This window comes from Schaedlerella sp. (assembly GCF_056796775.1).
On sequence record NZ_JBQIKP010000009.1, the window covers coordinates 15,004 to 29,170 of the forward strand.

At 50.9% G+C, this 14,167-nt stretch carries 12 protein-coding genes; 7 read left to right on the top strand and 5 right to left on the bottom strand.

The annotated features are described in order from the left end of the window. Window positions 1-120: 120 nt before the first annotated feature. A complete protein-coding gene (locus ACTOY7_RS06430) occupies window positions 121-621 on the bottom strand; it encodes a QueT transporter family protein (RefSeq protein WP_482670291.1) in 501 nt (166 codons plus the stop codon). A 241-nt stretch (window positions 622-862) separates the two neighbouring features. Further along, window positions 863-1,021 (bottom strand): hypothetical protein, encoded by a 159-nt coding sequence (locus ACTOY7_RS06435; protein WP_300822133.1) that lies wholly within the window; start codon window positions 1,019-1,021, stop codon window positions 863-865. Between the two features lie 239 nt (window positions 1,022-1,260). On the opposite strand from ACTOY7_RS06435, the gene ACTOY7_RS06440 reads away from it, so the two are divergent. From ACTOY7_RS06440 to ACTOY7_RS06460, 5 genes are all read left to right on the top strand, one after another. Continuing rightward, entirely contained in the window at window positions 1,261-2,412 is a 1,152-nt protein-coding gene (locus tag ACTOY7_RS06440) for a PucR family transcriptional regulator (protein ID WP_482670292.1), read from the top strand. Window positions 2,413-2,433: 21 nt separating this feature from the next. Then, the gene (locus ACTOY7_RS06445; RefSeq protein ID WP_300885687.1) at window positions 2,434-3,159 is read left to right on the top strand and encodes a FadR/GntR family transcriptional regulator; all 726 of its coding nucleotides are present in this window, start codon (window positions 2,434-2,436) and stop codon (window positions 3,157-3,159) included. 442 nt (window positions 3,160-3,601) lie between these two features. Then, complete coding sequence (locus tag ACTOY7_RS06450) at window positions 3,602-4,960, top strand: GntP family permease (RefSeq protein WP_300885688.1); 1,359 nt, start codon at window positions 3,602-3,604, stop codon at window positions 4,958-4,960. 25 nt (window positions 4,961-4,985) lie between these two features. Then, window positions 4,986-6,731, top strand: a complete 1,746-nt coding sequence (gene ilvD, locus ACTOY7_RS06455; protein WP_300885689.1) for a dihydroxy-acid dehydratase — start codon at window positions 4,986-4,988, stop codon at window positions 6,729-6,731. Between the two features lie 113 nt (window positions 6,732-6,844). Continuing rightward, on the top strand, window positions 6,845-7,933 hold the full coding sequence (locus ACTOY7_RS06460) for a sugar kinase (protein WP_300822128.1): 1,089 nt from the start codon (window positions 6,845-6,847) through the stop codon (window positions 7,931-7,933). Between the two features lie 192 nt (window positions 7,934-8,125). Here the strand turns inward: ACTOY7_RS06460 and ACTOY7_RS06465 are convergent, their stop codons facing one another. Then, window positions 8,126-9,196: a hypothetical protein gene (locus tag ACTOY7_RS06465; protein WP_300822127.1), complete on the bottom strand. Its 1,071-nt coding sequence runs from the start codon at window positions 9,194-9,196 to the stop codon at window positions 8,126-8,128. A gap of 425 nt (window positions 9,197-9,621) precedes the next feature. Here ACTOY7_RS06465 and ACTOY7_RS06470 point away from each other — a divergent pair, with 425 nt between their 5' ends. Together ACTOY7_RS06470 and ACTOY7_RS06475 are read left to right on the top strand one after the other, a co-directional pair. Continuing rightward, window positions 9,622-9,999 (top strand): GntR family transcriptional regulator, encoded by a 378-nt coding sequence (locus ACTOY7_RS06470; protein WP_300885691.1) that lies wholly within the window; start codon window positions 9,622-9,624, stop codon window positions 9,997-9,999. A 151-nt stretch (window positions 10,000-10,150) separates the two neighbouring features. Then, on the top strand, window positions 10,151-10,405 hold the full coding sequence (locus ACTOY7_RS06475) for a DUF3990 domain-containing protein (RefSeq protein ID WP_482670293.1): 255 nt from the start codon (window positions 10,151-10,153) through the stop codon (window positions 10,403-10,405). Between the two features lie 6 nt (window positions 10,406-10,411). On the opposite strand, the gene ACTOY7_RS06480 is transcribed toward ACTOY7_RS06475, so the two are convergent. Next, window positions 10,412-12,259, bottom strand: coding sequence for a DUF975 family protein (locus tag ACTOY7_RS06480; RefSeq protein ID WP_160281698.1), 1,848 nt, complete (start codon window positions 12,257-12,259; stop codon window positions 10,412-10,414). Window positions 12,260-13,017: 758 nt separating this feature from the next. Further along, window positions 13,018-13,986: an ArsR/SmtB family transcription factor gene (locus ACTOY7_RS06485; protein WP_160281697.1), complete on the bottom strand. Its 969-nt coding sequence runs from the start codon at window positions 13,984-13,986 to the stop codon at window positions 13,018-13,020. Window positions 13,987-14,167: the final 181 nt, after the last annotated feature.

Below are 14,167 nucleotides of genomic sequence, written 5' to 3' on the forward strand. Positions count from 1 at the left end.
ATTAGGAGGCGGCAGTTACGAAGAGGTCTGGGGTATTCTGTTGTGGAATAAAAAACGGGGCAGGTGTTGAGAGCACCTGTCCCGTTTTGTAATATCACTGTCTGCGTAAAACCTGACGGCTCAGGATACGGGTTTGAAGATCAGATTCTTATATCGATACAGGGCCGCGTACAGGATCATTCCGAGTACCCCGCAGGAAATGACTTCTCCGATTCCCACTGTCAGCATCATGAACGGGATCGGCAAGGGTACCTGATACCCAAATCTCAGGACAAAAGGCACGATCAGGGCATTGGCCAGGATCGGCGGAAGCGGCGCCAGAAATCGGCTCTGATTGCGAAGCAGGTAAGTAAATACAGCACCGGTCAGCGTAGCAAGGCTTCCGAAAATAATATCCGGCACGATGCATCCGCCCAGGATGTTGCTGAGCAGGCATCCCACGAACAGGCCCGGAACAGCAGCCGGGGTGAATACCGGAAGGATGGTCAGCGCCTCCGAGAGACGTACCTGTACTTCTCCATAGGAAAATGGCGCGAACAGAAGGGTCAGCACCACATAGATGGCGGCGATCACGGCCGCCTGTGCGACAAACTGCACATTGAGGGTTTTGGTTTCTTTCATTGTTTCGTTCTCCTTTAGTTTTGTTTTACGAGTGGAAGGTCTCGAACACTCGAATTGATTTGCCGCAAAGCCTGTATTTACTAGGGCTTTGGACTATGTGAGTGTACCACAGAAGGGAGGAAAAAGCAACGGTTGTTTCAATTTTACACCAATTTATTTTGGAACAGTTCCTTAGAGGAGTAAGATTTATAGCAAAAAAGAAGCCGCCCTCCGGCAGCTCCCTTTTTTCACGCGCTCAATTTTACGAAAATATCTTTTTCAATCTCTCCAAAATCCTGAAATTCCTGACGGAGTACTGCTCAGCCGCTGACTGGTCGCAGTACATGTAGCGCTCTTCACGCATCCATTCCGGAATCTCACTACGTGTTGTTGTTTCCATTGCCGCACTAAATGTGATCATAAAAAACGCCTCCTTTTGATAGAATTTTTGTTTCTTTTCCGTTCCTTCTGTTATCTGTATCATATCATAATCACAAAATTTTCCAATGGATTTTAAATCTAAAAAAAGAATAAAAATATGTGCTCTCAGCACAAAAAATGTTATAATCAGGTAAAATAAAAATATATGATCTATGGCAGATACCCTATATGGCTGCCGGATGGAAGCAGGATTACAATCCAAGGAAAGGAGTGGATAAAATGGGTTTTACAATACAGGATATGATGCTCATCTCCCAGGAACAATACAGGATGCGTTTTATTGCCGGTGAACAGGGCTGGTCCAATTCCATCAGCTGGGTCCATATGGTAGAAGATACAGTGATCATTCAGTATTTTTGGGGAAAAGAGCTGGCGGTCACTACCGGCCTTGGCTTTGATACCACGGAGAAGCTGCAGAAGCTGATTGAAGATTTGATCCGAAAGCATGCGGCCGGGCTGATTATCAATACGGGAAACTATATTTTTGAAATCCCGCGGCACCTGATCGACTACTGCAATGAAAATGATTTTCCGCTCCTGACCATCCCCTGGGAGATCCATCTGACGGATGTGATCAAGGACTTCAGCATCCGGATCTTCATGCAGGGAACCGCGGATAATGAGATCTCCGGGGCTTTGATCCAGGCCATTGAGCAGCCGGCCAACCAGGAGGAATACAGACAAAAGCTGCTGCCCTATTTTGACGAGGACGGGACGTTTCAGGTGGTGCTGATCACTACGGATCATCTGGACGAGATGGACACCGTGGAGCGGCAGAAATTATCCTACCGGGTGCAGGTTTATCTGGAGCAGATCACCCACAACGGGAATTTTATGTACTACGATTCCGACTTTATGCTGGTGGTCAACGACATCACAGGGGAAGTGCTGGATGAGATCGTCACAGGCATGGTGCGCCGGGCAAAGCGCCGGATGCCGGAGATCCCGCTTTACGTCGGGGTCGGAAGCTGCATAAACGATATTTCCAACCTGCATACGGGGTATGCCCGGGCAAAGGCTGCGGTGCAGATGGCAAAGAAACGGAAGCGGGATCTGTTCTATTTTGACAGGATGGGTCTGTTCCGCCTGCTCTATATGGTGGACGACAGCCGTCTTCTGAAAGAGATGGCGGAGGAGCCGCTGAAGCCGCTGCTGGAATATGACCGGGAGCGCCATGCAAATTATGTGGACACACTGGAATTGTACTTGAAGCACAATGGCAGCATCCAGGCCGTCTCCGAGGAAATGTTTACCCACAGGAATACGGTGATCTATCGGATGAACAAGATCAAGGAGCTGCTGGGAACGAATCTGGAGGAGACAGAAGAGCGGATTCCATATCAGATCGCGTATTATATCAGGGCGATGTGAGAAGGCGGAGGGAGCAAAAGCATGTATAATATTGATAAAATGGCAAAAAAGCCTCTCGGGGCCAGGATCGAGGATGAGCTGATGCGCTACATCCTTCAGGAGCCTGTGGAACCCGGGCAGAAGATTCCAAATGAATTTGAACTGGCGGAAAAGTTCGGCGTCGGCCGAAGTACCATCCGGGAAGCCGTGAAGGGACTGGTCTCCCGGGGAATCCTGGAAGTCCGCAGGGGATCGGGAACCTATGTGATCAATACCAGTTCCGTGGATGAGGATCCGCTGGGTTTCGGGAAGATTGAGGACAAATATAAGCTGGCGCTGGATCTGTTTGATGTGCGGCTGATGATCGAGCCGGAGATTGCCGCCCTGGCCTGCAGAAATGCCGCGGAAGAAGATCTGAAAAAGCTGAAGCGCTTATGCGATGAAACGGAGCGCCTGTATGTGGGTGGCAGCAACCACATCAATAAGGACATCGAGTTTCATACCTGCATAGCGCACTGCAGCAAGAATCAGGTCGTAGAGACCCTGGTTCCGGTCATCAATACGGCGGTCTTTACCTTTGCGAATCTGACCCACCGTCTGCTGAAGGACGAGACACTGGAAACCCACCGGGCCATCACCAACGCGATCTTGAAGCGGGATTCCGTAGGAGCCAGATGCGCTATGATGATGCACCTGACCTATAATCGTCAGACGATTCTGCAGATCATGGAAGAGCGTGACCGGGAATCAGGAACTGCGCAAAAATAATTCCAGCTGTACCGGTTATTTTTCTACAGCCTCAAAATACGGAAATGTCGTATATAAAAGTTCGAAATCGGACAGTATATCTGCAAGGCCAGCATCCGCGTGAAATGGAGAAAAAGTAGAGAAAACATCAGATGAATCCAGGGGCGCTTAAACGTCTCATAAAATCAAATGGATAAAATGCACAAAAAAGATGGAATCTGAAGTACAGAAACCATTCTTTTTTTGTGTAATTGATAGAAATGAAAAGAAAAACATCAGATGTATTGAAAGCGAAAATGCGAAATGATATGATGTTTTCACGATAACATAAGACGTCAGATGTTATGTGAAGTGTAAAAGCAATGATTGAGAGGCAGATTGCAGATTCATCTGCAGGCGTTGGGCGTTTCGTCCGGCATCAAATTTTGAAAAAGAATATAAGAGTATTGAGGAGGTACATATTATGGCTGGTGAAGCAATGGAATTAAATCCAACCAGATTGGTTTTGGCCGCAATCATAGGGCTGGCGGTATTACTATTATTGATCATCAAATTTAAGGTACAGGCAATGGTTTCCATCCTGGTGGGAGCGATCGTGATCGGTCTTGGGGCGGGTATGCCCTTTGATAATATTGTAACAGCCGTGAACGACGGCATCGGCAACACATTAAAAGGAATCGCGCTGCTGGTAGGGCTTGGCTCTATGTTCGGCGCCATCCTGGAAGCATCGGGAGGCGCGCAGACGCTGGCCGTCAGTATGGTAAAATGGTTCGGCGACAAGAAGGCGGCCTGGGCGCTGGGCATTACGGGTCTGGTTATTGCGATGCCGGTATTCTTTGACGCGGGACTGATCATCCTGATCCCGCTTGCGTTTTCACTTGCAAAGAGGACAAACCGGTCTTCCCTGTTTTACGCGATCCCGCTTCTGGCCGGGCTTGCGGTAGGGCATGCGTTCATCCCGCCCACACCGGGGCCGGTGCTGGTAGCGACCATGCTGGAGGTAGAACTGGGCTGGGTGATCCTGGTAGGAATCTTCTGCGGGATCTGCTCCATGATCGTAGCAGGCCCGGTATGGGGATCCATCTGCGGAAATAAATATATGGTTCCCGTTCCGGAGCATGTGGCAAAGCAGGAAGACTTTGATGAATCCAAGCTTCCGAATTTCTGGACCATCGTAGGCATCATCCTGATTCCGCTGGTATTGATCATTCTGGATTCCATGGCAGGGGTGATCCCGGCGCTTGGCGGGCTGGCTCCGATCTTCGGATTTTTGGGAGAGCCGTTTGTGGCGCTGCTCATCGCAACCATCGCGGCCATGCTGATCTTGGGGCTGAAACATGGTTATAATATGGATCAGCTGGAAAAGATCATGACAAAATCACTGGAACCCACCGGACTGATCCTGCTGGTAACCGCATGCGGCGGCGTGCTCCGCTACATGCTCCAGTATTCCGGCCTGGGCGACCTGATTGGAAACGCGGTATCCTCCGCAAACCTTCCGATCGTAGTAGTCGCGTTTATTGTAGCCGCTCTGGTTCGGATCTGCGTCGGCTCCGCAACCGTCGCAATGACGATGGCAGCAGGAATTATCGCCGCCATGCCGGGGATCGCGGATCTGTCTCCCCTGTATCTGGCCTGTACGACGGCGGCAGTGGCAGGCGGGGCGACCGTATGCTCACACTTTAACGACTCCGGCTTCTGGCTGGTGAAGTCTCTGGTCGGGATGGATGAAAAAACTACATTAAAGACCTGGACGATCATGGAAACACTGGTAGGCGGAACGGGATTTGTTGTGGCGCTGATCATATCATTTTTTGCGTAAGCTAATCATAGAGGAGGAAAAAATCATGGAACTGAGAAGTCAGGAAATGCGCAGGAACGCGCCGGAGCTGGATCCGCTGCGGATCGGGACCGGCTGGAAGCCGGAGGACTTGTCGAAGCCCCAGGTGATGATCGAGAGCACCTTCGGCGACAGCCATCCGGGCAGTGGCCATCTGGATATCTTGGTGGAGGAAGTGCGCAAAGGAATTGAGGAAGCCGGTGGACACGGCGCGCGGTATTACTGCACAGACATCTGCGACGGGGAAAGCCAGGGAACCGATGGCATCAACTACAGCCTTGCAAGCCGGGAGATGATCGCCAACATGATTGAGATCCACGCCAATGCGACCCCGTTTGACGCGGGCGTCTATCTGGCAAGCTGCGACAAGGGACTGCCCGGCAATCTGATGGGGCTGGCAAGGGTGGATGTACCTGCTGTGGTGGTGCCCGGAGGCACGATGAACGCAGGACCGGAAATGCTGACGCTGGAGCAGCTTGGCATGTACAGCGCAAAATACCAGCGGGGCGAGATTGACGAGGAAAAGCTGAACTGGGCGAAATGCAATGCCTGTCCGAGCTGCGGCGCCTGCTCCTTTATCGGCACGGCTTCCACCATGCAGATCATGGCCGAGGCCCTGGGACTGGCACTTCCGGGAAGCGCGCTGATGCCCGCCACCAGCCCGGACCTGCTCACATTTGCCAGAGAAGCGGGCGCGCAGGCGGTAAAGCTTGCAGCCATGCCCAATATGTGCCCCAGTGGCATCGTGACCATGGACAGCTTTGAAAATGCGATCCTGGTGCACGCGGCGGTTTCCGGAAGTACAAACTGCCTGCTGCACATTCCGGCGATCGCGCATGAATTCGGCATTGAGATCACCGGGGACACCTTCGACCGGCTGCACCGGAATGCCCGTTATCTTCTGGATGTCCGTCCGGCAGGGCGGTGGCCGGCGGAATGCTTCTACTATGCGGGCGGCGTACCGGCGATCATGGAGGAGATCAAAGGCCACCTTCATCTGGACGCCATGACCGTGACCGGAAAGACGCTGGGAGAAAATCTGGAGGAGTTAAAGAAAAACGGATTCTATGAGAGATGTGAAACGTGGCTCCAGGATTTCAACGCCCGCTATCATGTTTCTCTGAAAAAAGAGGACATCATCCGGCCCTATGAGGATGCCATCGGAACGGACGGAAGCATTGCCATCCTGAGAGGAAATCTGGCTCCCGAGGGCGCGGTCATCAAGCACACCGCATGTCCGAAGGAAATGTTCAAGGCCGTTCTTAGGGCAAGGCCATTTGACAGTGAGGAGGAATGCCTGGACGCAGTATTGAAGCACAAGGTCGAAAAAGGGGATGCCGTATTTATCCGTTACGAAGGTCCCAAAGGCAGCGGCATGCCGGAGATGTTCTACACATCCGAAGCCATCAGCAGCGACAAGGAGCTGGGAAAAAGCATCGCGCTGATCACCGACGGACGGTTTTCCGGAGCATCCACAGGTCCGGTGATCGGACACTGCAGCCCGGAGGCTGTGGACGGCGGCCCCATCGCGCTTGTAGAGGAAGGGGATCTGATCGAGATTGATGTGGAAGAGCGGAAGCTGAATATCATAGGGATCGCGGGAGAGCGCAGGACCATGGAGGAAGTGGCGGCGGTGCTGGAGGAGCGTCGCAAAAACTGGAAGCCTCGTGAGCCGAAGTACAAAAAGGGCGTGCTCCGCCTGTTCAGCGAACATGCGGCAAGCCCGATGAAGGGGGCTTATCTGGAGTATTAAGAACCAGTTGAGAAGCAGCAGCGGTCAGAAAAAACAGACTGTGCAGATTACTTTATCTGCAAAAGCCTGTTTTTTCTGGTATGTTTATCAATATTGTAGTAGGAGGGATTTCCATGGAACACAACAACCCGTTATTATCAGAAAATCAGAACGAACACAGGTTTATTACGATTGGTGAGATCATGCTGCGCCTGACGCCGCCGAGCTACGAAAAGGTCCGGATGGCATCCGCTTTTGAGGCCAGCTATGGCGGAAGCGAGGCAAACATTGCCCTGGCGCTGGCAAACCTGGGGATCGACAGTACATTTTTTACGGTCGTGCCGAACAACAGCCTGGGAAAAAGCGCGATCCGGATGCTGCGGAGCAACGATGTACACTGCACGCCCGTAATCTTAAGCACTCCGGAGCAGACCCCCACGCACCGGCTGGGGACCTACTACCTGGAGACCGGGTTTGGAATCCGCGCCAGCAAGGTGACCTATGACCGCAAGCACAGCGCGATCACGGAATACGACTTTGATTCCTATGACTTTGACGCGCTGCTGGAAGGCTTTACATGGCTGCATTTAAGCGGCGTCACCCCTGCCCTCGGAGAAAACTGCAAAAAAATGATCCTGCAGTGTCTCAAAGCGGCAAGGGAAAAGAATATGATCATCAGCTTTGACGGAAATTTCCGAAGTACGCTCTGGTCGTGGGAGGAGGCAAGGGATTTCTGTACGGAATGCCTGCCGTATGTTGACGTACTGTTTGGAATTGAGCCTTATCATCTGTGGCGGGATGAGTCGGACCACAGCAAAGGAGACTGGAAGGACGGCGTGCCGCTCCAGCCGGGTTATGAGCAGCAGGACGAGGTATTTCGGGCATTTATCAGGAGATTCCCCAACCTGAAATGTATCGCGCGGCATGTCCGCTATGCCCACAGCGGCAGTGAAAACAGCCTGAAAGCATACATGTGGTATGAAGGACATACCTTCGAGAGTAAGCAGTTTACATTCAACATCCTGGACCGGGTAGGCGGCGGAGACGCGTTTGCCAGCGGCCTGATCTACGCCATGATGAACGATTACAAGCCGATGGATATGGTGAATTTTGCGGTCGCAAGCAGCGCGTTAAAGCACACGATCCGGGGGGATGCCAACATCACGGATGACGCGGCCGCGATCCGGAACCTGATGAATATGAACTTTGATATCAAGCGATAGAAATGAGATGTTATACTGCGCGCCAGATTTCACAGGCCGCGAGTATATACTACTCTGGCTGGCCAGTGAACCGTGACAATGAGATTCCCCCGCAGTGCAATATATACTGCGGGGGAGTTTAGGAACTGTCTCAAAATAGTATGTAGATCCTGCACGATCTATATACATTATTTTAAGACAGTTCCTTCCTTTTTAAGACCAAAACTGCTCTAATAGATCCTCGTCCGAACACTTCCTGGACAAATTGGATAAAAAGCGTTCCCGGGCAGCGCTGGTGCAAAGTTCCAGGTTTCGCTTATCCTTTGCCGCATTGAGTCCTGCTGTATTCGGGGAAGCCTGGTTTTTAGTGACTCGGAGCAAAAAATTAATATCGTCCTCATACTGCCTGGCCTGCCGCACAAATCCGAGTGTCCTGCTGGCTAAGATCGCGGAGCGCAGGCTGCTGATGTAATCAAACCGGTCATCCATTTTTGGATTCTCGTAATAGTCAAGAAACGGAATCGAGATATCTTTATTTTCTGGATTATAATAAGTTGTCAGCGCTTTCATTTCCATTCGGGTGGCATTGTAGGGATTGATTCTGTTCAGATGAATCTTCTGCTCAAATACCCTTCCTTGTCCGTCAGCACCTCTTGCGACCAGAACCGGATCGTCCTCCGTGGATTCGGCTGCATGGTAAAAACGAAATTCCAGATCGGGGTCAATCCCCATCCAGGAAAGGGGGCTATTGTCTTTCAGTTCATAGTATCCGGGCAGTTTATCTACCTGCTCCCACGTCTCGCCGAACACATCTTCATCGACATCGATCGTATAGCCCAGCCAGGTTGTCTCCGAAGCATCGCCGGGCGGCAGTGAGGAATATGAACTCCATCTCCCTCCGGACGTTCCGGCTGTCCGTGATGCAGCCAGTCCGGCATAGCTGTTTAAACCTGCCAGTCCATTTGACCCGGAGTACGCATTTACTCCTGTGAGGCCGCCCAGTACAGCAGAACCATAAAGCCCGGCAAGGCTGCTAAGAGCCGAGAGACTGTTCATTCCGGTAAAGCAGCCAAGAGCCGAGAGGCTGTTCATTCCGGCAAGGCTTCCAAGCGCTGCGGAGTTGATCAGCCCGCCAGATCCTGCGGCTGCCATTGCGCTGCTGAATCGGGTCAGCCCGGCAAGGGAAGAAATTCCGTTCAGTCCGGAATAACCGCTGGTTCCGGCAGTTTTGCCGGACTTGGAAGAGGTGCTGTGCTTTGCGCCTCCATTTTTCATTTTATACATATTTATTGTCTGGAACCTTGGCAATCCCGTCCTCAAAGAACCATTTGTATGAGAAAACGCTGTCATTTTTCGAATAACCTCCCATCAATAGCGAGCACTCTCGAGCATGCTCATAGAATCCATTAGCCTGCTTCTTCGAAAATGGAAAAGCAGATGTTTACCTGTGTGCAAAAGTATACCCAAGGGCATCCCATTATGCCATTCGGCCGTTTCATAAAGTATACGAAAAAAACGGTTCTCCGGCAAGTATATGACAGGAGCAAAGACGGTTTAAAAAGAATGTGTTACTGGCCGGGGTGTGACATGTAACAAGAATGTGCGCTTCCTGAGCCGCGCAGCCTGCACCGCTATTGACAAGAAAGTTCTTATGTCTTATACTGTGCTTACGTTGACAACACACCATAAAACAGAATGGCGGTGAGGATTTGGAGATTGTAGTGAGCAATAAGGCAAGCCGCCCTTTATACGAGCAGATTGCCACACAGATCAAATCGGCAATTATGAGCGGGGAATTGAAGGCCGGCGAAGCGATCCCTTCTGTGCGGGCGATGGCAAAATCTCTGCATATCAGCATTTTGACTGTCCAAAAAGCATATTCCACGCTGCAGGAGGACGGCTTTATTGAAACCACGGCCGGAAAAGGCTGCTATGTATCGGCGCAGAATCAGGATTTTTATCTGGAAGAACAGCAGAAGAAAATTGAAGAAAAGTTTTCAGAAGCAATAGAGATTGCCCGGGTAAGCGGGATCTCACTCGATAAATTGCTGAACCTGATCACGCTTTTATATGAAGAGGACGACTAAACTGCCGATCCTGTTTTCGGGGCGAGGACTCTGTGAAACGTGCATGGCGGCAGTCAAAAACGCTGCCGCCATGATTACGGCTCTTTAGAGCATCCAGCCCACTTATCCATTCGCAAAAACCGCACAGATAAAAATTTTTAGGGGAGATGTTATGGATACAAATATGATCAGAATCTGCCATGGTTCGGAGAATATCATTGAAAAACCGGAGTTTGGAAAGGGAAAGACTACAAATGATTATGGCCGGGGATTTTATTGTACGGAAAGCATAGAGCTTGCAAAGGAATGGGCATGCTCCAGGGCGAATGACGGCTATGCGAACATCTATGAGCTGGATATGGCCGGGCTGGATATCCTGCGCTTAAATAGAAAGCAGGGCTGCCGGATGACAGCCCTGTTCCGGTGAAATACCTTACATGACAATCTGCCTTCCGGCAAATCCCGATTTCCCCACCGTTACCTCCTGAAAATCCGTGATCCCCTTCCCTTCATTGGGATATTTCACCGAATACAGCTGATCCGCCGCAAAGACCGCCACCAATATACATGCGGTCACCATCAGGGTTCTGGCGGGAAGCTTCCGGAACATTCCGTCCAGGAAGGGCACCAGCACATACACCACAGCCATGCCGCCGATGCCGAAGGTGAGCAGCCCTTCCGCGCAGATCCTGCCGTGCAGATTGAGGAAGTACCCGGTATAATCCCACCATCTCGTGCCGCCGTGGAGGGATTCCAGGAAAAGGGACGTAAAATATTCCACGCATCCGCAGAGGATGATGGCAAGGACAAATTCTGCTGCCGGCTTTGTGCGGAACTTATTTAACAGCAGCAGGATCATGACGCTTCCGCATCCATAGATCGGAAGCCATGGACCGTGCATGACTCCGCGGTTGGCAAATTCTCCGTCCGTGATCAGGTGAAGGCTCACCTCCCACAGCCATCCGGCAAAGGACAGTGTGAAAAAGATCAGGATCACGGACCAGATGGAATAGTACCGGAGATAATTCTGACTGGCGATCCATTTCCGTTTTTTATGTTCCGGGATGGGGTACAGCCTGGTGGGATATACCAGCCCTTCCGCTGCCTTTTTGTCGTATTCCAGCTGGAAGCGGAGACTCTGCTGCTCCTCCAGTACCTCAATCGCTTTATTCCGCCGGAACGTGACTCCGAACACATCTGCCAAAAATCTCTGAATGCCTCCCAGCTTCGCGGCCTCCGGCAATTTTCTGCCGTACTCCTCATACACATCGGAATAAGTAAATTCCAGCATCAGAGGATCCGCGGTTTCAAATAAATATGTATCATGCAGCTGCTCTGTCTGCTCAATCTCGCGCTCACGGCCCAGGCGGCGGAGCTCTGCATAGTACTCTGCCAGCACCGCGGTCTTATACGGAACGGTAAAGAAGATATTGGAAAGGCCGAAGGTCAGGATCCCGAGCATTTCCCAGCCAAGGAGGGAGAGCTCAAGCACAAAGCACTCCCACTTATGGCCGTACATCAGCGTCCGCGACAGGGTGATCGCGTCCATGGTCCGGATGTCCGGATTTTCCGCCAGGATGCAGGGCACCAGATAATAGGAATAAGCCTTGATGATGCCGCCCACGATCGTCAGAGACCAGAGGGAGTTCAAAAGTCCTGTCACAAAATGCGCGATTCCCACGTGGCACCATTTTTTGACCCGCAGCAGAAACCACACCCGCTGGGCGGGCACCTTTTCATAGCAGCGGCCCTCCAGAAACATCCGCAGCATCACGGTCCGGTATACTCCGACCACAAAGATCTGGATCAGGAACACCAGGAGAAGCGCTCCCAGAAGCATGACCACAATGGCGCCGCTGTCGGTTCCGGCCAGGGAGCGGATGCCCACCGTCAGGGTCAGAAGATACGCTCCGGAGGACAGCTTATTGACGACAGAAGCAAATACGCCGCGGCTCCGCCCAAGGGCAGCGCCGGGATTGACCAGCGAATCCTCCACATACCGCTTTTCCGTTTCGCGGACCTGCTGTTTTTGATCCGCAAAGTTGCTCTCCGCGATCTCCATGGTATAATTTAGAAAGGAATTGATGATGGTGTTGGTAAATGTGACGCTTGCCTGTGATACATCCGCTTCCTGGATATTCATACCGAATCCCGACATGACGGACTGCCCGCCGAGTATGGACGATATGACACAAAGCAGCAGGAACAGGCGGTAGTGCTTTTTTAATGTTTTTTTGGCGCGTGCCTTTAAATCTTTTCGAATCTGTTTTCTTGTACGCAAGCTGGCAGGTCTCCAATCATTTTATTTTTGCGGCTGTTGCAGAACAGCAGAAAAGAGGGAGATCCGTTTCGGACGTTTTCCTTTGCTGTTTCCCGAAGCCGCATTTTAATGAAAATATGCACTGATAATCATAACATTGGATGCGGGCTTACGCAAGTAAAAGCCCAGACATATAAAATAAACTTCCCCGGTGCAAGCACTCAAATGTCCACTGGACATTTGCCTCCTGCAATTCTTGCAGGAGCGGGGTATTAGCCCCAGCTTCGCCCTTCGTTACGCAGCAAGCTGCGGGGTATTAGACCCGAAGGGAATAAATGTACAGATCGTGTTACATGTCACACCCCGACCAATCACCACGCTGATTGGTTGGGAGGATGCACATAAGAGCTGGTATTCAGGCCGTCCATTGCCGTAGGCAATTTAAAATGACGGCCTGAGTTACAGGGCACGCCTGGTCAAGGTGTGACCTGTAACCAGATCGTTGCAGATCGGGTATAGGATACTTATAGAAGAGAAAGTTGTTTACCGTCTGCGGGAGGCGATTTCACTTTCTAAAAGACGGGGGCGGGTATTAACTGTAGAAGAAATGAAAAAATACGAAATTTAATGATTTGATATGGAAAGTACCCTGGGGTATAGAGAACTCTCATACTTCCAGGGTACTTTGACGCCGCGCGCCAGATAAATATGCCGTCCTTTGAAAACGGCATGTAACTAACACCATGTAACCAACATCATGTAACCAACATCATACCATTTCAATATACAACTCTCATGCAGATTCCCTGGGGATAATCTCCGTATTTTTCTCCGAAGATATTCACCCCGCCCAGGTTCTTCGCATCCGGCTTGATGCAGATCTTAAATGAGATATAAGGGTGCTCCGTCAGACCGATCGTATTCAGATTGACGGCAGGATTGACCGACATCTCATTGATATATCCGCCGTCCGGGCGCAGTGATATGGTGGTCAGCTGTCCGTACTGGGTGCGGCCCATGGGCCAGATATCCGGAGTCAGCTTTCCTCTTCTCACGCCGAAATCTCCGGGACACGTATAGGTCCCGACCTCCTGTCCGTTGATAGAAAATGTGATATCCGAAGGCCAGTCCTCGCTGTATCCGGGTGCCTCGGAACAGAGCTCCAGGGTAAAGGAAAGCTCCTGCAGGGTCAGCAGGCTGTTGACCTTGTTCGGGAAACGGTATTCCAGAAATCCATGGTTGAACCAGATGAGCTGCGCGCTGCCGCGTTCTGCGGAATAAAAGGAGACCGGGTTGTCAAAGCAGTCAATGATCCCATCGATACCGGCCAGACCGCAGGTGGGGCTGACATCAAAATTGTAATAGCTGCCGATGGGCATATCATATAGAAAAGAGTGGTCGGCGGAATCAATGTCAGTGTCATATGCTTCCAGATGGAAGGAAAGGATATGGCACATACAGACCCGCATGGAACCGCGGATACCGGGCTGGTTTTCCGTGATGATCAGCCCGGCATCCTCCAGGCAGCGGATGTGCATGGCTGTGGAGGACAGCGGGATCTGCAGAAGCCGTGAGATCTCCTGCAGGGATAAGGGTTTGGTCTTGATCAGGTTCATAATGTCGATTCGGACCGGGGAAGATAAGGCTTTGCCGATCGCGACAATATGCTCCTTGTGGCCGGATACAGCCAGGTTGAGTTCCAGTTTTTTTTCTCCGATTACTTTTGGGGTGTTTTGGATTGCTGACATGATCATATTCCTTTCGAAAATATTGTAGTAAAAATAGTAAAAGTATTACAAAATAAATATTTTGAAATAAAGAAATAAAAAGCATTTATTACATTATAAATAGAGTAAAATGGTTTGTCAAGGAATATTGCACAAAATGACAATAAATAAATTGTGAAAATGAACTGAAATTGATATTTTC

What these genes read in the sequence shown, in the direction of transcription:
- ACTOY7_RS06460 (WP_300822128.1), top strand. Translation starts at nt 6,845, where the DNA reads ATGGAACACAACAACCCGTTATTATCAGAAAATCAGAACGAACACAGG.
- ACTOY7_RS06475 (WP_482670293.1), top strand. Translation starts at nt 10,151, where the DNA reads ATGGATACAAATATGATCAGAATCTGCCATGGTTCGGAGAATATCATT.
- ilvD (WP_300885689.1), top strand. Translation starts at nt 4,986, where the DNA reads ATGGAACTGAGAAGTCAGGAAATGCGCAGGAACGCGCCGGAGCTGGAT.
- ACTOY7_RS06440 (WP_482670292.1), top strand. Translation starts at nt 1,261, where the DNA reads ATGGGTTTTACAATACAGGATATGATGCTCATCTCCCAGGAACAATAC.
- ACTOY7_RS06465 (WP_300822127.1), bottom strand. Translation starts at nt 9,196, where the DNA reads ATGTATAAAATGAAAAATGGAGGCGCAAAGCACAGCACCTCTTCCAAG.
- ACTOY7_RS06430 (WP_482670291.1), bottom strand. Translation starts at nt 621, where the DNA reads ATGAAAGAAACCAAAACCCTCAATGTGCAGTTTGTCGCACAGGCGGCC.
- ACTOY7_RS06450 (WP_300885688.1), top strand. Translation starts at nt 3,602, where the DNA reads ATGGCTGGTGAAGCAATGGAATTAAATCCAACCAGATTGGTTTTGGCC.
- ACTOY7_RS06435 (WP_300822133.1), bottom strand. Translation starts at nt 1,021, where the DNA reads ATGATCACATTTAGTGCGGCAATGGAAACAACAACACGTAGTGAGATT.
- ACTOY7_RS06485 (WP_160281697.1), bottom strand. Translation starts at nt 13,986, where the DNA reads ATGTCAGCAATCCAAAACACCCCAAAAGTAATCGGAGAAAAAAAACTG.
- ACTOY7_RS06445 (WP_300885687.1), top strand. Translation starts at nt 2,434, where the DNA reads ATGTATAATATTGATAAAATGGCAAAAAAGCCTCTCGGGGCCAGGATC.